The sequence below is a fragment of the Bacillus sp. DJP31 genome (assembly GCF_049310945.1).
Taxonomy (GTDB): Bacteria; Bacillota; Bacilli; order Bacillales; family SA4; genus Bacillus_BS.
The window spans coordinates 1-19854 of sequence record NZ_JBMERO010000033.1 but is presented as its reverse complement, the minus strand read 5'-3'; the positions used below and the strand labels follow the sequence as shown (position 1 = coordinate 19854).

Genomic DNA, 19854 nt, shown 5'->3' with positions numbered 1-19854 from the left:
GTTATGAAGAAGTCCTCAGATCAATCTTTACTAAAAGAACTTTGGAAAAGATACCATAATGATGAAATAGCAGGCTTATCAGCTGAGTTAGCCTACTTTTTCTTACTATCACTTTTTCCATTCCTAATCTTCTTGATCACTCTTATCGGGTATTTACCTTTTTCGCAAGAGAGTGTACTTGAGTTTATGAGGCAATATGCGCCTGGAGAAACAATGAAGATGATTGAAACAACTTTAGCTGCCATTATAGAAAAACAAAATGGAGGATTACTCTCATTCGGAATTATCGCCACCATTTGGACAGCATCAAATGGACTAAATGCTGTCATTCGAGCATTTAACCGAGCCTATGACGTAAAAGAAACTCGTTCTTTCATTGTAGCGAGACTAATGTCTGTTTTACTAACGCTTGCGATGATCGTTGTGATTGTTATTGCCTTATTATTGCCTGTTTTCGGTGAGCAAATTGGAGTTTTTGTGTTTTCGGCCTTTGGTTTATCCGATACCTTTTTAACGATATGGAATGCAGCAAGGTGGATAGTTAGCTTTATCGTTCTCTTAATTGTATTTAGCTGTCTTTATTATTTTGCTCCGAACAAGCATTTACATTGGAAAGAAGTCTTTAGCGGTGCAGTTTTTGCCACTTTAGGATGGATTCTTGTTTCCTCGGTATTTTCCTACTACGTTGGGAATTTTGGTAATTACTCAGCAACATATGGGAGCCTGGGAGGCATCATCGTTTTAATGATTTGGTTTTATTTAACAGGGATGATTATTCTCATTGGTGGAGAAATCAATGCAATTCTAAATTGCTTTCGAGAGGAAAAGCTTACATAATATTTCCTTCATTAGGACGTTGCTTATAGGGAGAAGCTAGTATTGAAAGACATACTTTCATTTCTTTTAGGGGGACTGCTTAATGAGTAAGAAGAAAAAAACCAAGACGAAAGACGGCGGTAAAAGCCCTGGACAGAAAACGAGTAGTAGTGCAAATGGACAAAATGGATATCATTAAAAAAAGGGACCTATTGGGGTCCCTTTTACTCTGCTATTAATTCAAGTTGTTAGCAGGTTGTATTATAAATGTGCTCGATTTTCTGCATCTGTCATACACAACATCGGATCCCCTGTAATTTCTTTCGTGCGTTGAATAAATATAATTCTAAAAATAAATGACTAGCCTTCATTAACAGGTTGCAAAGCTTTCTTCCCAGAACTTAAAACAGCAACTAAAATACTTAATAAAACGAAACTAATAACATGAAAGAAACTAACTTGTTGAAACACTTGAATAAAGAGCCCCCCCAATATAGGACCTGCAAGGCTTCCGATACTAAAGAAAACACCACATAATAAATTTCCTGTAGGCAATAAGTTCTTTGGCATGAGGTCTGCCATATAACTAATCCCTAGTGAAAAAGTAGATCCAACCATCATACCTGCGATTATAAAAGATATGGCTAGACCAACGATAGAATGTTCTAGCTGACTTGAGGCGATAAAGGCAGCCGCGCCAGTTGATAACACAAGAATGATCACATTACGACGCCCAATTCTATCACTTAATATCCCCAATGGAAGCTGAGTAATGATACTACCAACTGCAAAAGAAGTGAGTAAGATGGATACATTTGTTACACTGATGCCTATTCTAAGTCCATATACAGGAAATATCCCGTTTAATGAGCTTTCTAAAAATCCATATCCTAGTGGTGGAAGAAAAGCTACCCATCCGTATTTCCAGGCTTTATTGAAACGTTTAATCGTGTTCATAAATGAATTTACTTCCATTTGTTGTTCTGGGAAATCATTTTTTAAGAAAAATAGAAATATCCAACCTATCAAGCAAAGAACAGAAGAAACAATAAAGGGCAGTGCCTCATTGATGTTGACTAACGGAGTCATAAGTGGACCTGCTGCAAAACCAATACCAAAGAATAAACCGTATAAGGATATGTTTCTTCCTAAGTTGTTTTTGGTTGAGAACGAGGTAATCCATGTTTGAGTGGCAAAGTGTAAGGCATGATCCCCAACCCCAATAAGTAGCCGGAGAGTAAACCAAAACCAGAAGGAACTCCATACTGGAAAAAGAGCGAGTGCTATGATGACGAGAAATCCACCAGAAATAATAACCGGCTTATAACCATATTTTCGTAGGGGATTCTCCATGAAGGGTGAGGCTACTAATATTCCAATATATAAGGCCGTTGCATTTAATCCATTGATCGTTGGGTTTAGACCGCTTTTCTCGAAAATGATGGCGATTAAAGGCAGAAGCATACCTTGAGAAAAGCCCGATATTGCCACAATGCTAACTAAAATCCAAAATCTAAAACGATTGTTCATTTTGTTCCTCGATTCTTTATGAAAGAAATCATACATAAGAGATGGTATCATCGAATGATTAGAATGCCAACCTTAATATTCGAGGAATGGTGTTGAATTTCTATTCGTACAAGTACTTTTTTCATTATAGAGTCTGTTCAAAAAGGAGGACAAAAAGAGCAAAGAAGTTCGAGGAAGCGAAGTCTTGAGCACCGGAGCGTATGTTTTGTATACGTGAGGAGCGGAGAGACGAGCTGACGAAGAAATTTGAAGCTATTTTTGCCGGACTTTTTGAACACCCTCTTATAATGTTTGTATATAGGCTATTAAAAAGTTTAATGAGGATGTGTATTTTAATGAGATTTGAAATGAAGGAAGTTGGGTTTAAAGCAGATTTAGAATTTGGAGAGCTTCATGTGTCAGGTAACGAGGAATATGGATTTCGCCCGTATCAGTTAATGGCCGCGTCCATTGCCGTTTGTAGTGGAGGTGTGTTACGAACGATTCTAACTAAGAAGAAAATGTTGGTTGAAGACATCACCATTGACACGGATGTAAAAAGAGACCCCGACAGAGCAAATAAAATAGAGAAAATCATCATTCACTATCGTATCAAGGGTCAAGACTTAAAGCATGATTCGATTGAAAAGGCTATTCACCTTGCAAGGAAGAACTGTCCAATGGTGCAATCAGTTGAAGGGAGTATTGTGATCGAAGAGACGTTTGAGCTTTTATAATAAATCTTAGCTGCATAAAGAATTTCAATTAAGATTTTTCTATTCACGTGGCATCAAAATGGATCTTAGGTTACCGTCCGCGCCAATATTGTCTGTTAACGGTCAACAAAGAGCACCTTAGTTTACCGACCACGTTAATTTTGACATGATGGGCATCAAAATAAATTGCACGCTAGTTTAAAAACAACAATTAGTCGAATTAAACAATTTCTACCTATTGGAAAGTAAAAAGCAGTGGATTTCATCGTTGAAATCCACTGCTTTTATATAGATTGTTAATTTGTAGGTATACCTTAAAAAAAGCGTTATAACGATAATTCCTCTGGATCTTTCCCTGCTTCACTAAATACTCGAATACTCTTTGGGGTAAGTTTCAACACGACATAATTGGGATCCTGTGGACCTTCTAGCCACTTGTGCAAATGCTCATCCCAGCATTTTTCCTTCCATGCAGCATCATCGGTTATCTCTGCTACTGCTTCAATTTCCAAGTATGATTCATGCCAAGAGCCACCTTCATTGCCCAGTAGAATATGAACAGAAGGATTCTGAGAGATATCCTCTACCTTATGTGTATGCTTGTTTGTAGCGGTATATAAGGTTACTTCATCATGATTAAAATTCATAAAACGAGTAAATGGCTTGTTCTCTCGAATAGTCGCTAACGTTCCAACCTTATTACCATCCATTAACTCAACCACTTTTTGTTTCAACTTCTCATCCATACTTCCCAGCTCCCCTTTTTAATAAATTTACTACCACTTAATATGCCAAAACCAAAGAATTTTATAACAAACTTTATCGCTTTAAAGGAATGGGGGCCTGGCCCCCATTCCTTTAAAGCGATAAAATGTAGATATTAATTCAAAAAGCCCTGTCATAATGACAGGGCTCGTTGGTAGGGCATACTAATGAGTGCAAATAAAACTTAGGAATTAAGGAATGAAAAGCTTTAGGGTGACTTCATTGTAGCATGTAAATTAAATGTTGTAAATATTCAAATTAGTTTAAAAAGTTGGTAAAATCTAACATGATGCAAAAAGTGGTATGCTATTCATAATGACAATCAAAGGAGAAATATATGCATAGTAAAAGATTAACATTTTATCTAATCGGACTTCTCATCTTATCAATCGGAGTAACATTAACGATAAAATCGGATTTAGGAGCGGGACCTTGGGATGCACTGAACGTAGGATTATCGTCTACATTTGGATTGACTGTTGGAAGTTGGGTCATTATCGTTGGACTCATTCTTATCCTTCTAAATGCACTCCTATTAAAAGAGAGACCAGATATATTCGCAGTCCTGACCATTGTAATTGTCGGTGGACTCATTGATTTTTGGCTCATTTATGTTTTTAAGACCTTAAATCCAACACAATTTATGCATCAAATCGTGATTTTACTTCTAGGGCTCGTCTTTCTTTCTCTTGGGATTTCCACTTATTTACAGGCCAAGTATCCTTTGATCCCAATCGACCGGTTCATGCTGTCCATTCAATTCCGACTGAAAGTAAATTTAATGATTGCGAAAACAATTGGGGAGCTGACAGCACTTGTTTTAGCCCTAGTCTTTAAGGGGCCAATAGGCCTTGGAACCATCATCATTGCTTTTTCAGTGGGGCCACTTGTCCAACTTTTCTTTCCTAGGCTAGAACAACTAAAGAATAAATGGTTTTAAAAAAAGGTCCTTTCATGGATAAACTTATTCTTTAATGAAAAAACTAAGAACATAGTTTATCTATCCTGAAAGGAGCAATAAGTAGAATGAAAAAAATAGCCGCTGCTATTGTTATTTCTTTTCTTTTGTTAGGTCTTACTTATCCCACATATGCTGAACAAAAAAAGGTGGAGGAGAAGCCAGAGGGGAAGGTAGAAGTCCCTAGTTCTAGGAAAGTAGAAGTCCCAAGTTCAGTAATGAACATTTCTAAGGAAAATACCTATCCGAACCCAACGCAAGATTTACCGTATCTCCAACCGAGTGACCTTTCACAGCAGCTAATTGAAACATCTGAAGTCCCAATTGAGAATCCAGATTTAATTAAAATGCTGAATGAAACATCGATATCTGATGCTCCAATGGCGTTTGGTTACCGTGCAACCATCTACATGGGACAGTGGCCTCTGAATTATGAATCTACAGAAACAAGCCCGAATTGGGAATATCAAAAAATAAATACAAACTTGAATGATAATCGTGGTGGAACCATCAATAAACAAATCCATTATCAGCAGGAAGCTGAGAAGCATGTAAAAGGTGGATTAACGGCTAAAATCGAGAATACTGAAGAAGTGAAGAAAATGATGCTACTCGAGGCCATGCAAAAAACAAATCTCCCATTATCCTTCCACACAGTCGTTGGAGGAGGAACCAAAAAAGATCAAGTTTATAATATTGCTCCCAAAAGACTAGGATATTTATATGCTTACGCTCCAGCTGTTAGTGAAAAAGGAAAAGTAACGTTTGGCGAAGTGTATATCGTTCTAAAAGGAAATAAGAGAAGTATTGTTGTAAAGAATATAACCTCTCAGGGAATCGGTGCATGGATTCCTGTTCAGGACCATGTGTCATTTGGATTCGTTGTTTCGGAGAGACCGAGATAATAAAAACAGCAGAAAATCCCGCCTGTGTGTTTAAAGCGGGATTTTCATATTTATTGTAATTGCTAAACCAGACCTATTCATTCTGCCTGGTTTTAGTCGAAGCTGGCATTTCCTGCTCGTTACTAAAAAAGCCGCTCCTTCGCTAGTGAAATTCCCTTCTCAAAAAAAACTTGGGCAATTACTCTTCGGGTTGATTTCGATGCTTCCCAATAAAGAGTGTCTTCTACAAGCCCTGTTATGGAATACTCATATCCTCGAAAATTTGCTTGTAACGAAACGAGGTCATTCCATAAACTTGAAAGGGCTCAATCATACAATCATTTCCGTCTTTCTTTAAACAATCAGGAACACTCTTGTTTAACTGCACACACCTCTTCTAAGGCTGTGAAAACATGGTTGGGATTTTCTCGGTAACTGGCTACGACCTTTTCAATGACACGCACCCGATCAATGTTATAGCTCTGGATTTGTTTGATTTCCCCCTTACTAATGGTCAGCAGTTTCCCACTCCACTCTCTCACCTTTAAAAAGCGAGCCCAATATCCTAAAACCGTTCCATTAAACGTGTTATTGACTGTTACAAAGTCACCTTTTTGCAGCTGTTTTTCATATAATAGAAAGAGACCTGAGAGAATATCCCGAATAAGACTCTGTGCACCAAGTCCAACGATTATACCGACAACACCAGCTTAATTATTTTTCACTAAGATGTTCGGTCCTAGACATTTGACAGCGAGACAATGACAATTTAACTCTTTTGCCAGCTTAGACTCTAGCCACGTGTTAAATACTTGTGCCAAACAGCAAACCTCTAGTATCAAGAAGGTGATGAACGGCATTACAGATCTCATCCTTCGTTAGGATTTCTAAATTCTTCCCAAAATCACTAGGATACATGGGATGAATCTCATGCCTTTGGCAGCCCATTGCCTCAATTATTTGACGATGGATTTTCTCCAAAAATGGCAATGTTCGTTTATTCAACATCGTTTCAGCTGAGGCAATCACGCCAGCATGCGTAACACTCTTGCATTTTCAATCATCCTGTCAAAATAAAGCATACCCTGCTCATACGATGGCTTTCGTGCCATCATGGCAAAGCCGCCCTCTACAAAATCATCAATGGTACCCCAGTTATATGAGCTATTTAGAACATCTAAGTAAGGTATCATTCTTTCATAGCTTCTAGTTCTAATGTTAAATTTTTAGTTGATCTGTGTGCGAACCACTCGGCTATGGGCATACTTTTATAAAGAAATCACGTAATTCTCTAGTGAATTGAAGGGACAGTATGGGCTCGCCACCTGTAATGCTAATTGCACGCGATTGTGGAATTTCCTCTAATCTTTGGAGCAAAAGGGAATTCGAGATCCTTTAGCTGAAGAAGAATATAGCCAACAGCACAATGCTCACAATGCATATTGCATAAGTGGTTGTCGTAAATTCCAAATTTTGTTAACGGTCTTTTTTTGATACTCTTGAATGTCTAAATAAGCCTTCAATGGAACATAGGTATGTGTACTTTTGTAGTCATATCAAATTCCTTCCTGAAAAAATACTTTGTTTATGATATCTTTATAGAATAAAAATAACAACAATGATAGGAGAGAAATCATGGGTAATGCAGTAACAGATAAAGACTCACAATTATCTTATTTACAAAACCGTTTAAAAATGTTCATTGAGGTCATTGACCATTTAGACCCAGAACATGCTGAGCTTGACGATATTGATCGCTTAATTCAGCTGTTAGAGGATATGGAAGTCAAAGTAGAGCAATTTAAGAAAGACCAGAGAGACGCAGAGTAATTTCTGGGTCTTTTTGGGGAAAAAGGCGTGAATTGGCTAGAAACACGTTTTTACAGCCAGGCTTGGCGAGGGCTTACATGATATGAGCATATATCTCGGTTTTCGAGCATAATTTATCATTTCCGAGCATAAAATGAGATTTTCGAGCATATATCCAGATTTCCGAGCAAATACGAAGATTACAGCAAATTCTCCTCGACTGATTTATTTGATTTCTCTTCATGTTATCAGCTACGCCTACAAAATCCTTTAGAAATCCTCCTTACCGTCGTATAATAGGGTAGAATCTATAAAAAAATGCGTCTTTTTAAGCGCAATGTCTACTACAGGCAAGGGAAGGGAGCCTTATATACAATGCAAAAGCTTCAAGAAAGTATGTACAAGTTGATTGTTGAAACTTCAACTAATTTACCTAAGGACGTACGTCGTGCGATAAAGCTAGCTAAAAGTAAAGAAAATGCAGGTACTAGTGCAGCGATGTCGTTAGCCACGATTACAAATAATATTACGATGGCTGATGAATTGGTTTCACCAATTTGTCAGGATACGGGATTACCTACTTTTAAAATTAAAACACCAGTTGGAGTGAACCAACTAAAAATAAAAGAAGCCATCAAATTAGCGATGGTTCAAGCAACAAAGGACGGGAAGATGCGTCCCAATGCAGTGGATTCGTTGTCCGGTGATAACAGTGGAGACAATCTCGGTGAGGGTGTTCCCGTTATTAAATTTGAGCAGTGGGAAAAAGACTATATTGATGTTCGCCTTATTTTAAAAGGTGGCGGCTGTGAGAACAAGAATATTCAGTACAGCTTGCCAACGGAGCTAGAAGGTTTAGGTCGTGCCGGTCGTGACCTTGATGGCATTCGTAAATGTGTGATGCATTCTGTGTACCAAGCTCAAGGACAAGGATGTAGCGCTGGGTTTATTGGTGTTGGAATTGGCGGGGATCGTTCAAGTGGATATGATCTCGCAAAAGAACAGTTATTCCGCTCAGTAGAAGATGTGAATTCAAATGAGGAGCTTCGCAAGCTTGAAGAATATGTGATGAACCATGCAAATGAGTTAGGAATTGGCACAATGGGTTTTGGTGGGGAAACCACTCTTCTTGGCTGTAAAGTCGGGGTGATGCACCGTATTCCAGCAAGCTTCTTCGTTTCAGTTGCTTACAATTGCTGGGCCTATCGCCGTTTAGGAGTAAAGCTAGATCCTACTACTGGAGACATTCAAGACTGGTTATACCAAGAAGGTGATAAAATTGATTTTTCAAAAGAAGTCGATGATGAGAATGTCGAAACCGTTGACGGTCCAAGAGAAGTTACCTTACAAGCTCCAATTACAGAAGAACAAATTCGTGATTTAAAAGTTGGAGATGTTGTGAGCATTAACGGCCTTATGTATACAGGCCGCGATGCGATCCATAAGTATTTATCGACAAATGACTCTCCTATTGATTTAAACGGGCAGGTTATCTACCACTGTGGGCCAGTTATGTTAAAGGACGAAGAAGGAACATGGCATGTAAAAGCAGCGGGTCCAACGACCAGTATTCGCGAGGAGCCTTACCAGGGGGATATTATGAAACGCTTTGGTATCCGAGCGGTAATCGGAAAAGGTGGAATGGGTGCCAAGACACTTGCTGCGTTACAAGAGCATGGAGGAGTCTACCTAAACGCGATTGGTGGAGCCGCACAATATTATGCGGACTGTATTAAATCGGTTGAAGGTGTCGACTTAATGCAGTTCGGAATACCAGAAGCCATGTGGCACCTTAAAGTAGAAGGCTTTAAGGCAGTCGTCACAATGGATGCACACGGAAACAGCTTACACAGAGATATTGAAATGTCATCTCTTGAAAAGCTTGCTCTATTCAAAGAGCCAGTATTCAAATAAAAATGTAAAAAACCATGTGGATACAACTCCATATGGTTTTTTGTGTTGGAAAACCTTTCACAGCATGATTTAACCTTTCAGACAAAGACTAATTGTACGCCAATAAAACGAATGCAGTTGTCTACAAGAAAGTCCTACGAAAGGGGATGACAGGATGAAGTGGAAGCTAGGATGTTCAATGATTGTGACATGCTTATTGTTATTTTCGGCCCTCCATTCAATAGAAGCATCCAATTACTCTAATGCGAGAATACACTGGGGATTTAAGAAAAGTGTTGATCATGAATCTCCTTCAGCCGGTAACCATTTAGACAAGCTTTTGGCAGAATATAATAGCGTCTACTTAGGAGACCCATCCAAAAAGGAAATCTATTTAACATTTGATAATGGATATGAAAATGGATATACATCACCGATTTTAGATGTTTTAAAAAAGAAAAAGGTACCAGCAACTTTTTTTGTAACCGGTCATTATTTGAAAAGCCAGCCTGATTTGATCAAACGAATGGATGCAGAGGGCCATATAATAGGAAATCATTCTTGGCATCATCCTGATTTAACAAAGGTTAGTGATGTGAGACTAAAGAATGAGCTTGAATTGGTACGTGAAGAATTTGAGAAGTTAACCGGAAAGAAAGGTATGCAATATCTACGCGCACCAAGAGGGATATTTAGTGAACGAACACTCGCCTTATCAGGACAGTTAGGCTATACTAATATATTTTGGTCCTTAGCCTTTGTTGATTGGAAAATAGATCAACAACAAGGATGGATGCATTCCTACAACCAAGTAATGAAACAAATCCATCCAGGATCCATTCTTTTAATGCATACAGTATCCAAAGATAATTCAATAGCCATGGAAAAAATAATAACCGATCTTCAAGCACAAGGGTATGTATTTAAAAGTCTTGATGATTTAATGATGAAAAGAGTCATGCCACACCAATGGATTTTTGGTTATGACGATGTTAAAGAAATGGACAGTGTCGATGTTCTCTCATGAGCATCGGCACTATTTTTCATGGTTTCAAGCTACCATGAATTAGAATAGCCAGTTTCACAGATATCATACAAAAAAGTTCGAAGTGATAGTGGGAGACAGCTTGGAATGAAGACCCTACAGCGTTGTCAAAGAAATTAAAAACCACAGGCAAGCATAGGATCGACGGAGAAGTCTTTAGCAGGTGGGCAGAGAACAATCGTTTAGTGAAGAGGGCAAAAACGTACGAACAGAATGATCCGATGGCTTCAAAATCAAAGGGTGCAATTTGAAGACTCCACCGTACTAGATATTGGTGCAGCTTCAGGTGTCTTCTTTCCGTACCCTTTGCCTTTCTAAAGCACAGTTACGTGAAAACCATGAGTACTGACAATTTGGTAAGCAAATCTACCAACATTCAGAAATAGGCCCATTCCATGATATAATACGAACAATAAAGAATTTGTTCGGAAGGGATGTTTACAGATGTGGCAAGAAGCGATTAAAATACAAGGCCCCTATCGGTTTGATAGTGTATTGCAACGACTTTCTATGGATCCGCTAAACCACATAAACCTAGAAGAAAGCAGTATTCGGTTTCCAATGTACATAGGCTTGAAAAAAGAGATCGTGACGACTAAGGGCTTGGGTGATGAACAGAGCCCTGTATTTCTGGTTAGTGGACAAGGGCATAAAGAAGAGGTACTTAAGGAAGTATCACGACTTTTCCAATGGAATGTATCGTTAAAAGAGGTCGGCATTCATTTTGAAAAAACAAATCTGCACGAGCTCGTTCAGCAGCACATAGGTACTCCGTTGGTATTAGATTTGAACCCCTATTTAAGTTTGCTAAAGTGTATTATTCATCAGCAATTAAACATGAAGTTTGCCTTTCGACTTACAGAGCGTTTGATTAAAACCTATGGTGAAGAAAAGGAGGGTATCTGGTTTTATCCGAGACCAGAGAAAGTGGCATCCTTATCTGTAGAGGAATTACGCGAGCTACAGTTTAGTCAGCGTAAAGCTGAATATGTCATCGACACCTCTAAATTAATAGTGAACGGGGATTTATCTTTAGAGGAGCTTGAGAGGTTGGAGGATGAAGAGGTATTTGCCAAGATGATAAAAATCCGAGGTATTGGTCAGTGGACCATCCAAAACTTATTACTGTTCGGATATGGCAGGCAGAGCCTCTTTCCAAAAGCCGATATCGGCATCCAAAATGCGATGAAGATCTATTTCGGATTGGAGCAAAAACCAACCTATGAACAGATGGACGAGTTGTCTCAGGGCTGGGAGCCTTATTTAAGCTATGCATCCCTCTACCTATGGCGTAGCCTCGAAACAAAAAAGTAATGGAGCGGATCAAATTGAAAAATACTCAACAAGAAGGAGCAGTTCTAGAAGTAGGACAAGCCTTTCCTTTAACGATAAAAAGAATTGGAATCAATGGAGAAGGCGTTGGCTTTTTTAAACGAAAAGTCGTATTCGTCCAAGGTGCCCTTCCAGGTGAAGAAGTGGTTGCAGTAGCAACAAAAGTCCTTCCTTCTATGATTGAAGCTAAGATTAAAAAGGTTCGAAAAAAGTCTGCAGATCGAGTAGAGCCACCTTGCCCGGTCTATGATCAATGTGGAGGCTGCCAGTTGCAGCACCTAAGCTACGCGGCACAACTAAGGGGAAAACGGGACATCGTCATTCAAGCTTTCGAGCGTTATGCCAAGTTTGCCCTAGACGGATTGGACATTCGACCAACAATCGGAATGGAGGAGCCTTGGAATTACCGTAATAAAAGTCAGCTTCAGGTAGGATTAGACAAGCAGAAAGTGATTGCAGGATTATATGGAATGAACTCACATCAACTCATTGATATTTCTGATTGTATGGTCCAGCACCAAAGTACCAACCAAGTGACGCAGGTTGTTAAAACCATATTAGAGGAATTACAAATATCAATCTATAATGAAAAAACGGGAAAAGGACTTGTTCGAACAATCGTTACGAGAGTTGGGATTCAGTCAGGTGAGCTACAAGTCATCCTCATTACGACGAAGCAAGAAATTCCGAAGCGTGATCAACTTGTTGAGCAAATTAAAAAAAGACTTCCTGATGTAAAATCAATCATGCAAAACATTAATGGAGAGAAGACTTCGTTGATTTTCGGTGACAGAACCCTGCATTTAGGTGGGAAAGAAACTATTCAAGAAGTGCTTGGTGATCTCCAATTCGAGCTTTCGGCTAGAGCGTTTTTTCAGTTGAATCCAGTGCAGACCGTTAAACTGTATGATGAAGTGAAAAGGGCAGCAGGTTTGACTGGCACTGAGAAGCTAGTGGATGCCTATTGTGGTGTGGGGACGATTGGACTTTGGTTAGCGGAAAATGCAAGAGAACTTCGTGGGATGGATGTAATTTCAGAATCCATTGATGATGCTAGGAAGAATGCTGTGAAACATGGCTTTAAGCATGCGAAATATGAAGTTGGTAAAGCAGAGGATGTTCTACCTAGATGGGTGAAAGAAGGCTGGAAACCGGATGTTGTGGTTGTGGACCCTCCTCGTACTGGGTGTGATAAGGGATTGTTGGATACTTTGAAGAAAGTTAAGCCGAAGAAAATTGTGTATGTTTCTTGTAATCCATCAACTCTCGCTAAGGATGTGGCGGAGCTTGGTAAACTTTACGAAGTTAAATATCTTCAGCCGGTGGATATGTTTCCGCATACTGCGCATGTTGAAGCAGTGGCTTGGTTGAAGTTGGTATAATAGAAAAGCAGATGATATAGAAAAAATCTATCATCTGCTTTTTTGTTTATAAAAATACCATTGTGGACTGATTTTTGTTAAAATAAACATTTCTGATTTTCACAATAGTTTTTTCAAAAATAATAAAAGTCCAAATGTACTTTTCGTTTGATAAGAAGATGGTAAGCATGATTTAAGTGTAAAAGAAGTAGCACATTTGGCTCTATATTTTTTGACCAAGAGTTTGAAGTTGTATCCATATTGAGAGGATTTGAGTTTAAATGATAGATAATTTTTGGCGTGATTTACCACGGCCGTTTTTTGTACTTGCACCAATGGAAGATGTGACAGATGTTGTTTTTCGTCACGTAGTAAGTGAAGCCGGTCGACCGGATGTGTTTTTCACAGAGTTTACAAATTCGGATAGCTATTGTCATCCAGAGGGCATAAAAAGTGTGCGTGGCCGTTTGATTTTTACAGAAGATGAACAGCCAATGGTGGCACATATTTGGGGGGATAATCCCGACTATTTCCGTCAAATGAGTATCGGCATGGCTGAACTAGGCTTTAAAGGCGTCGATATTAATATGGGCTGCCCTGTACCTAATGTGGCATCGAGAGGGAAAGGTAGTGGCCTTATTCTGCGTCCAGACGTTGCTGCAGAACTTATTCAAGCAGCAAAGATGAGCGGACTGCCTGTCAGTGTGAAAACACGACTTGGCAATATAGATGTAAATGAGTGGAAGGAGTGGCTAACGCATATTTTAAAACAAGATATTGCGAACCTTTCTATTCATTTACGGACAAGAAAGGAAATGAGCCAAGTAGATGCACATTGGGAGCTAATTCCGGAAATCAAACAATTACGTGACCGTATCGCACCCAATACGCTACTAACAATCAATGGAGACATTCCTGACCGTCAAACTGGGCTACAGCTTGCTAAACAATATGGTATTGATGGCGTGATGATCGGGCGAGGTATTTTTAAAAATCCTTTTGCTTTTGAAAAAGAGCCCAAAGAGCATAGCAGTAAAGAATACCTTGATCTTCTAAGGCTACAGCTTGATCTTCAAGATCAATATGCGGAAGCACTACCACGTTCAATCACAGGGCTTCATCGCTTTTTCAAAATTTATGTCAAAGGTTTCCCTGGAGCGGCTGAATTACGAAATCAATTGATGAACACGAAATCAACAGATGAAGTGCGTGCATTGCTTGATAGCTTTGGAAAAGAATGTTGAGGGGATGGGGACAGTGAAATGATGTAATTCAAAAGTTAGAGGAAAAATGAATCACATCAACTCATGTGTACTTATTTTATTCAGTTTCAAGTTCCTTTGCAGCCGGCACCCTTAGTGCTGGGGCACAGGCACTGTTTTTTTACAAAGTGCCAAGTGCCAGTGCCAGGCACCTTCCAGAAAATTGGATAGTGCCTGGCACCTTTTGTCCTTTTTGCATAGTACATATTTTTCAGGAGGTAGTTATGGTAAAAACAACAGTGAAAGAACTGTACAAGCAACAGGAAGGCTTTTTGAATGCGAAAATTCAACTTTCAGGTTGGATTCGTACTCTTCGTGATTCGAAATCAATCGGTTTCTTAGAACTAAATGATGGTACTTTTTTTAAAAGTGTACAAGTAGTTTTGGATGATACACTTGAGAATTTTAAAGAGGTGGTAAAATTACCTATTAGTTCTTCAGTTATGGTTGAAGGGGTTGTCATTCCAACGCCTGAAATGAAGCAGCCCTTTGAAATTAAGGCTGAAAGAATTAGTATAGAGGGTCTTTCAACATCAGATTTTCCACTGCAAAAAAAGAGACATACATTAGAATACTTGCGAACAATTGCTCATTTACGTCCAAGAACCAATACGTTTGCTGCCGTATTTAGAGTACGATCATTGGCATCGTATGCCCTACACAAATTCTTTCAGGAAAAAGGATTTGTCTATGTTCATACACCAATCATTACTGGCAGTGATACAGAAGGTGCAGGAGAAATGTTCAGAGTCACCTCATTGGACTTAAATAACCTGCCTAGAACAGAAGGACGTATTGATGAGAGTCAAGACTTCTTCAATAAGGAAACGAATCTTACGGTTAGTGGCCAGTTAAATGCAGAGGCATTTGCTTTGGCTTTCCGTAATGTGTATACGTTTGGCCCTACATTTAGAGCGGAGAATTCAAATACGGCTCGCCATGCTGCGGAGTTTTGGATGGTTGAGCCAGAGGTTGCATTTGCCGAGCTCGGCGATATTATGGATCTTTCTGAGGATATGATCAAATATGTAATAGGCTATGTGCTAGAAGAAGCTCCGGAAGAGATGGAATTCTTTAATTCATTCATTGATAAAACAGTCCTAGAGAGAATGCAGCAGCTCGTCTCAGCTGATTTTGGGAGAGTTACGTATACAGAGGCGGTTGAAATTCTAAAGAATACAGGAGAGGAATTCCAGTTCCCAGTGGAATGGGGAATTGACCTCCAAACAGAGCATGAGCGTTACCTGTGCGAACAGGTGTAAAAGCGTCCTGTTTTCGTAACGGACTATCCGAAAGATATTAAAGCCTTTTATATGAGAGCCAATGAAGATGGAAAAACCGTAGCCGCGACTGACTTATTAGTTCCTGGAATTGGTGAATTAATCGGGGGAAGTCAGCGTGAAGAGAGAGAAGAAGTTCTCACTCAAAGAATTAAGGAAATGGAAATGTCTGAAGAGGATTACTGGTGGTATCTAGAGCTTAGAAAATATGGTGGAACCAAACACTCTGGCTTTGGAATCGGATTTGAACGACTGATTATGTTCTTAACAGGCATGAAAAATATCCGTGATGTTATTCCATTTCCACGAACAACGGGGAGTGCAGATTTTTAGAATTAGCTTGCCTATTCAGGCAATATCCTCAGTGTCAGGCACCTTCCAAAAATTAGATAGTGCCTGGCACCTTTTCTGTTGAATATCATGAAAAAACAGTTGTAGATATCCCTAAGTTAGTTGAGTCACGTAAGTGGTTAATTCTAAAAACTATTTCAATAATAAAAACGCAGCAACTTTACATTGGTTGCTGCGTTTTTATTATAATCACATCGTGCAATTGTGGTACTTTGTTGCCGCAGTTACATACAAAATTGCTACACTAATTACCAAACATTTTAAGAGAGAATAAGAGTAAAAATAATAGAAAATAATATGTTACTTTCTCCCTTCTAGGTGCCTCTCTTTTTTCAATTAGTCCATAAAAGATTAATACTAAAAATAGTACATTTAAGATAGTAACAATTATATCAAACAAAATTTTAACCTCCTTTATATTACACAGTACCTAAGAGATTATAAGCCTCTTTCATTGCGCTAGTTCCATCATTACTCGCATTATATATTTCCCATGCAGCAATGCCAGCTGTTCCAGCTGCACTTAATAGAGCAATTACAGTCCACCATCCAAATGTTGCTACACCAGCTGCTCCTACTAGAACAGCAGTAGCCACTAGAACATCTTGTCTTGCATTTGCCACTTCTCTAGCGAGGTTCTTAAAATCAACAACTTTATAACTTCCATAAGCATATTTAGTCCTTGGAGCAAGTCTTCCAGCTGGACTGTCTAAAAGTGGGTTTTCTGGTTTAGCATATGCCTTCAGATAAAAATAATTTGTTCTTTGTTCTTTATAGTATGTTAACCCTGAATTTCTCCTGATGAAAGAGTTTCCATAATGCCCCAATTCCGAATAAGATAACTAAAGCAATTAATGAGGCAATTAGTTTTTTAAACATAGTATTCTTCCTCTAATTTTGTTTTGTTACATAAGGTGAGTTAAACAAAAGAATAGGTAAATCCTCTAATTTTTGGTTTAAATTTTAAGAAAATAGTTAAATAGTATCATAAATAGTACAATCTATTGATTGACTGTATGTAATTTTACCTATTTTTTTAATACATAACCTTTGTTTTGACAAATTTATATAAAATTTAAAGGAAGAAATTCTAGCACTTCCCGTGATTTCAGAATCCATTGCAGATGCAAGGAAGAATGCAGCAAAGCACGGTTTCAAGCATGCCAAATATTAAGTGGGTAAAGCAGAGGATGTCTTGCCTAAATGGGTAAAAGAAGGCTGGAAAACTGATGTAGTGGTTGTTGATCCACCTCGAACTGGGTGTGATAAGGGATTGCTGGATACATTGAAGAAAGTGAAGCCTAAGAAGATTGTTTATGTTTCTTGTAATCCTACTACACTAGCCAAAGAGGTGGCGGAGTTGGGTAAGCTATACGAAGTGAAATATCTTCAGCCTGTGGATATGTTTCCGCATACTGCGCACGTAGAGGTAGTTGCTCAGTTGATTTTGAAATAGTAAGAAGCCCATTCTAAATCTACTTAGGATGGGCTTTTTTTGGGGCGGCGTATTACCAGTTTTCTGGTTGGTGCCTACTTGTGGGAAAGCTTTATAGTGCTGGGGCATAGGCACTGTTTTTTTTGAGGGGAAATACAGGAATGAATAATTCATTTAATAAATAGTCAAATTATGATATAATATGACTACCGATAAAAATATCAGTAAGAGGTGACATTATGGGATCAGCAATCAGACCGTCAGCAGATTTAAGAAATCATTATAATGAAATTTCTAAGCAGTGCAAAGAGTCCAGAGAGGCAGTTATCATTACCGTAAATGGACGAGGTGATACAGCGGTTCTTGGATTGCAGGATTACTATCAGATGAAAGCAGAGTTGGAACTACTCCGATCACTTGCAGAAGCTGAGGACGATGTGAAAAATGGGAGAGTCGCACCCATGCAGAATTCATTTAATGATCTTCGTGCTTCTTTACTTGAAAGGAAAAATGGATGAGGTATAAAGTGTTACGAACGGACACAGCAGAGGAACAACTTCGTGACATCATATTTTATATTGCAGAGGATTCCAGCGATGTTGATATTGCACTTGGGTATCTGGAAAAAATAGAAACTGCAATCAATCGTCTTCAGGAGTTTCCGGATTCTGGAAGTATACCTAGATATTCGATTTTAAAAAGGCAGGGATATAGAGTAGTAATTGTTGAAAGATATCTTGTCTTTTATAAGATAAATGAGGCGGATCAGACTGTTATTATATATGCTATTGTTGATGGAAGAAGAGAATACCACAACTTAATATTATAAAAAAACACATGATGGGGCCTGTCCCTCCCACCCATTAGACTAGAGTTATTAGGTGCCAGAGGCACTCTCCAATTTTATGGTTGGTGCCTGGTACCTAATTTATGCACCTAATTTCATTGGAAGTTATGAAACGCTGTTTGTATATTATAAAATGTTATAAATACGTTATTAATCTGCTGTTGAAAAAAATGCCAGGCACTCTCCAAATCTCAGGAAGTGCTTAGCATCTCTTTTCTATAATGAATAAGTGCATTGATGACCGAAGAAACTTAGTGTCTGCATAATTTCGATTTGAGTGAGATCGTATTTAATATGTAGTGGTGATTATAAAAAGCTGTTACTGTTTATTGTTTATATAATTGTCGTTCGAAAATCATTCTCTCTACTTACATTATACTACTAACTATAAATTATTTATAGAATACACTTTCTGAAATTCCTGTCCTATACTGTTTATACAAATCTAAAAATATAAGAGGTGTTTCAGTATGAATGACAAAAAAGAAGTCTTAGATAATGGTCCTTTCTTTCATGGTACTAAAGCAGAACTAAAAATTGGAGATCTATTAGAACCGCAACACTTATCAAATTACCAAGACAAAAAATCTGATTTTATATATTTCACTGCAACATTAAATGCGGCTAAATGGGGTGCTGAATTAGCAACATCGAAATCAAAAGAAAGAATTTACATCGTAGAACCATTAGGTGATTTTGAAAATGATCCGAACTTAACTGACAAAAAATATCCTGGAAACCCAACACGTTCTTATAGGTCTAAATCGCCTTTGAAAATAATAGCTGAATTAAATTCATGGGAAAGACATTCCGATGAAGAAATAAACCATATGCTTACATCTTTAAAAAAGTTACGTGAACAAGGAAAAGATGTCATATACGAGTAATCTTCAAAAGTCATCAGGTGCCAGGCACTCTCCAATTATTTGGATAGTGCTAGGCACCTGTTTTCCTAGAGTACTATGAGTAGCCATTCTAACACATCAGAGAATGGTTACTTTCTTGATTATTTACCTAGCTCTATTCCTCATCAAAAAAGGCATAATAATACTCTTCCCACTAAGTGTCTCCTTGTGGATTGCATTTTTTGAAGAAGCCCTCTCTGCGCATTCCAACCTTCTCCATTACAGGATAAGATGCAGTGTATTCTGTCTGACAGATAGCTATAATTCTATGAAGCTGCAATTCTTCAAACCCATACTTCAATAATGCCCGGGCTGCTTCTTCTGCAGGGAGTCTTAGGTGCAAGACACTCTCCATTTTTTGATAGTACTCTACACCTTATTATGCATTTGAAAGAAGTGTAGACAATTTTTCTGAAATGCGATTCCATATCTATCAACAAATGATAAAATAAAATATACTTACAAAAAAATACAGAGAATCCAAGGTGATCAAATGAAAGATATCATCCAAAAAATCCTCCAATTCCGAGATGAGAGAGGCTGGAAGGAATATCATAATGAGAAAGATCTAGCTATCTCAATCTCTTTAGAAGCGAATGAACTACTTGAAAATTTCCAACGGAGAAGCAGTGAGGAATCTGTTATTGAATCTATGGACAATATGAAAGAAGAGATGGCAGATGTAT

The 19854-nt window shown here is 38.4% G+C and carries 19 protein-coding genes and 5 pseudogenes; 17 read left to right on the top strand and 7 right to left on the bottom strand.

All coding sequences use genetic code 11. From position 1 onward, the window contains the following. Positions 1-3 precede the first annotated feature (3 nt). Complete coding sequence (locus ACOI1C_RS19885) at positions 4-837, top strand: YihY/virulence factor BrkB family protein (protein ID WP_422512308.1); 834 nt, start codon at positions 4-6, stop codon at positions 835-837. A 339-nt stretch (positions 838-1176) separates the two neighbouring features. On the opposite strand, the gene ACOI1C_RS19880 is transcribed toward ACOI1C_RS19885, so the two are convergent. Continuing rightward, positions 1177-2346, bottom strand: a complete 1170-nt coding sequence (locus ACOI1C_RS19880) for an MFS transporter (protein ID WP_422512307.1) — start codon at positions 2344-2346, stop codon at positions 1177-1179. Positions 2347-2681: 335 nt separating this feature from the next. On the opposite strand from ACOI1C_RS19880, the gene ACOI1C_RS19875 reads away from it, so the two are divergent. After that, positions 2682-3062 (top strand): OsmC family protein, encoded by a 381-nt coding sequence (locus ACOI1C_RS19875; protein WP_422512323.1) that lies wholly within the window; start codon positions 2682-2684, stop codon positions 3060-3062. A gap of 305 nt (positions 3063-3367) precedes the next feature. On the opposite strand, the gene ACOI1C_RS19870 is transcribed toward ACOI1C_RS19875, so the two are convergent. Further along, a complete protein-coding gene (locus ACOI1C_RS19870; protein WP_422512306.1) occupies positions 3368-3787 on the bottom strand; it encodes a pyridoxamine 5'-phosphate oxidase family protein in 420 nt (139 codons plus the stop codon). A 356-nt stretch (positions 3788-4143) separates the two neighbouring features. On the opposite strand from ACOI1C_RS19870, the gene ACOI1C_RS19865 reads away from it, so the two are divergent. After that, positions 4144-4746 carry a YczE/YyaS/YitT family protein gene (locus tag ACOI1C_RS19865; protein WP_422512305.1) on the top strand — a complete coding sequence of 201 codons (603 nt, stop codon included), beginning with the start codon at positions 4144-4146 and terminating at the stop codon, positions 4744-4746. Positions 4747-4832: 86 nt separating this feature from the next. Continuing rightward, complete coding sequence (locus ACOI1C_RS19860) at positions 4833-5669, top strand: YfkD family protein (RefSeq protein ID WP_422512304.1); 837 nt, start codon at positions 4833-4835, stop codon at positions 5667-5669. Between the two features lie 341 nt (positions 5670-6010). Here ACOI1C_RS19860 and ACOI1C_RS19855 read toward each other — a convergent pair whose 3' ends face one another. After that, entirely contained in the window at positions 6011-6304 is a 294-nt protein-coding gene (locus ACOI1C_RS19855; protein WP_422512322.1) for a mechanosensitive ion channel domain-containing protein, read from the bottom strand. A 54-nt stretch (positions 6305-6358) separates the two neighbouring features. Then, positions 6359-7171, bottom strand: a pseudogene (yfkAB, locus tag ACOI1C_RS19850) (radical SAM/CxCxxxxC motif protein YfkAB). A gap of 112 nt (positions 7172-7283) precedes the next feature. Here yfkAB and ACOI1C_RS19845 point away from each other — a divergent pair. The 8 genes and pseudogenes from ACOI1C_RS19845 to asnS all read left to right on the top strand — a co-directional run bounded on the left by ACOI1C_RS19845 (position 7284) and on the right by asnS (position 15963). After that, a complete protein-coding gene (locus tag ACOI1C_RS19845; RefSeq protein ID WP_422512303.1) occupies positions 7284-7478 on the top strand; it encodes an SE1561 family protein in 195 nt (64 codons plus the stop codon). 354 nt (positions 7479-7832) lie between these two features. After that, complete coding sequence (locus tag ACOI1C_RS19840; RefSeq protein WP_422512302.1) at positions 7833-9371, top strand: fumarate hydratase; 1539 nt, start codon at positions 7833-7835, stop codon at positions 9369-9371. A gap of 154 nt (positions 9372-9525) precedes the next feature. Continuing rightward, entirely contained in the window at positions 9526-10377 is an 852-nt protein-coding gene (pdaA, locus tag ACOI1C_RS19835) for a delta-lactam-biosynthetic de-N-acetylase (RefSeq protein WP_422512301.1), read from the top strand. 122 nt (positions 10378-10499) lie between these two features. After that, on the top strand, positions 10500-10646 hold the full coding sequence (locus tag ACOI1C_RS19830) for a hypothetical protein (RefSeq protein WP_422512300.1): 147 nt from the start codon (positions 10500-10502) through the stop codon (positions 10644-10646). Positions 10647-10839: 193 nt separating this feature from the next. Beyond that, positions 10840-11709, top strand: a complete 870-nt coding sequence (locus ACOI1C_RS19825) for a DNA-3-methyladenine glycosylase family protein (protein WP_422512299.1) — start codon at positions 10840-10842, stop codon at positions 11707-11709. Further along, positions 11709-13109, top strand: coding sequence for a 23S rRNA (uracil(1939)-C(5))-methyltransferase RlmD (gene rlmD / locus ACOI1C_RS19820; protein ID WP_422512298.1), 1401 nt, complete (start codon positions 11709-11711; stop codon positions 13107-13109). The genes ACOI1C_RS19825 and rlmD overlap by 1 nt, the downstream gene beginning before the upstream one ends. A gap of 260 nt (positions 13110-13369) precedes the next feature. After that, the gene (locus ACOI1C_RS19815; RefSeq protein WP_422512297.1) at positions 13370-14332 is read left to right on the top strand and encodes a tRNA dihydrouridine synthase; all 963 of its coding nucleotides are present in this window, start codon (positions 13370-13372) and stop codon (positions 14330-14332) included. 242 nt (positions 14333-14574) lie between these two features. Next, positions 14575-15963 (top strand): annotated as a pseudogene (gene asnS / locus ACOI1C_RS19810) (asparagine--tRNA ligase). 262 nt (positions 15964-16225) lie between these two features. Here the strand turns inward: asnS and ACOI1C_RS19805 are convergent. Continuing rightward, positions 16226-16381, bottom strand: a complete 156-nt coding sequence (locus tag ACOI1C_RS19805; protein ID WP_422512296.1) for a hypothetical protein — start codon at positions 16379-16381, stop codon at positions 16226-16228. A gap of 19 nt (positions 16382-16400) precedes the next feature. Then, positions 16401-16604: a hypothetical protein gene (locus ACOI1C_RS19800; protein WP_422512295.1), complete on the bottom strand. Its 204-nt coding sequence runs from the start codon at positions 16602-16604 to the stop codon at positions 16401-16403. Positions 16605-17065: 461 nt separating this feature from the next. On the opposite strand from ACOI1C_RS19800, the pseudogene ACOI1C_RS19795 reads away from it, so the two are divergent. The 4 genes and pseudogenes from ACOI1C_RS19795 to arr form a co-directional block, all read left to right on the top strand. Continuing rightward, a pseudogene (locus tag ACOI1C_RS19795) lies at positions 17066-17437 on the top strand (23S rRNA (uracil-5-)-methyltransferase RumA); the annotation flags it as partial. A 218-nt stretch (positions 17438-17655) separates the two neighbouring features. Beyond that, the gene (locus ACOI1C_RS19790; protein WP_422512294.1) at positions 17656-17934 is read left to right on the top strand and encodes a type II toxin-antitoxin system Phd/YefM family antitoxin; all 279 of its coding nucleotides are present in this window, start codon (positions 17656-17658) and stop codon (positions 17932-17934) included. Positions 17935-17942: 8 nt separating this feature from the next. Beyond that, entirely contained in the window at positions 17943-18245 is a 303-nt protein-coding gene (locus ACOI1C_RS19785; protein WP_422512293.1) for a type II toxin-antitoxin system RelE/ParE family toxin, read from the top strand. A gap of 488 nt (positions 18246-18733) precedes the next feature. Then, complete coding sequence (gene arr, locus ACOI1C_RS19780; protein WP_422512292.1) at positions 18734-19150, top strand: NAD(+)--rifampin ADP-ribosyltransferase; 417 nt, start codon at positions 18734-18736, stop codon at positions 19148-19150. A 172-nt stretch (positions 19151-19322) separates the two neighbouring features. Here arr and ACOI1C_RS19775 read toward each other — a convergent pair. Continuing rightward, positions 19323-19493 (bottom strand): annotated as a pseudogene (locus ACOI1C_RS19775) (GNAT family N-acetyltransferase); the annotation flags it as partial. A gap of 168 nt (positions 19494-19661) precedes the next feature. Here ACOI1C_RS19775 and ACOI1C_RS19770 point away from each other — a divergent pair. Further along, positions 19662-19854, top strand: a pseudogene (locus tag ACOI1C_RS19770) (nucleotide pyrophosphohydrolase); the annotation flags it as partial.

Bases quoted from the DNA above. Each gene is read 5' to 3' on its own strand.
- ACOI1C_RS19860 (WP_422512304.1), top strand. From the start codon at position 4,833: ATGAAAAAAATAGCCGCTGCTATTGTTATTTCTTTTCTTTTGTTAGGT.
- ACOI1C_RS19845 (WP_422512303.1), top strand. From the start codon at position 7,284: ATGGGTAATGCAGTAACAGATAAAGACTCACAATTATCTTATTTACAA.
- ACOI1C_RS19880 (WP_422512307.1), bottom strand. From the start codon at position 2,346: ATGAACAATCGTTTTAGATTTTGGATTTTAGTTAGCATTGTGGCAATA.
- ACOI1C_RS19815 (WP_422512297.1), top strand. From the start codon at position 13,370: ATGATAGATAATTTTTGGCGTGATTTACCACGGCCGTTTTTTGTACTT.
- ACOI1C_RS19875 (WP_422512323.1), top strand. From the start codon at position 2,682: ATGAGATTTGAAATGAAGGAAGTTGGGTTTAAAGCAGATTTAGAATTT.
- pdaA (WP_422512301.1), top strand. From the start codon at position 9,526: ATGAAGTGGAAGCTAGGATGTTCAATGATTGTGACATGCTTATTGTTA.
- rlmD (WP_422512298.1), top strand. From the start codon at position 11,709: ATGGAGCGGATCAAATTGAAAAATACTCAACAAGAAGGAGCAGTTCTA.
- ACOI1C_RS19870 (WP_422512306.1), bottom strand. From the start codon at position 3,787: ATGGATGAGAAGTTGAAACAAAAAGTGGTTGAGTTAATGGATGGTAAT.
- ACOI1C_RS19790 (WP_422512294.1), top strand. From the start codon at position 17,656: ATGGGATCAGCAATCAGACCGTCAGCAGATTTAAGAAATCATTATAAT.
- ACOI1C_RS19825 (WP_422512299.1), top strand. From the start codon at position 10,840: ATGTGGCAAGAAGCGATTAAAATACAAGGCCCCTATCGGTTTGATAGT.
- ACOI1C_RS19865 (WP_422512305.1), top strand. From the start codon at position 4,144: ATGCATAGTAAAAGATTAACATTTTATCTAATCGGACTTCTCATCTTA.
- ACOI1C_RS19840 (WP_422512302.1), top strand. From the start codon at position 7,833: ATGCAAAAGCTTCAAGAAAGTATGTACAAGTTGATTGTTGAAACTTCA.
- ACOI1C_RS19885 (WP_422512308.1), top strand. From the start codon at position 4: ATGAAGAAGTCCTCAGATCAATCTTTACTAAAAGAACTTTGGAAAAGA.
- arr (WP_422512292.1), top strand. From the start codon at position 18,734: ATGAATGACAAAAAAGAAGTCTTAGATAATGGTCCTTTCTTTCATGGT.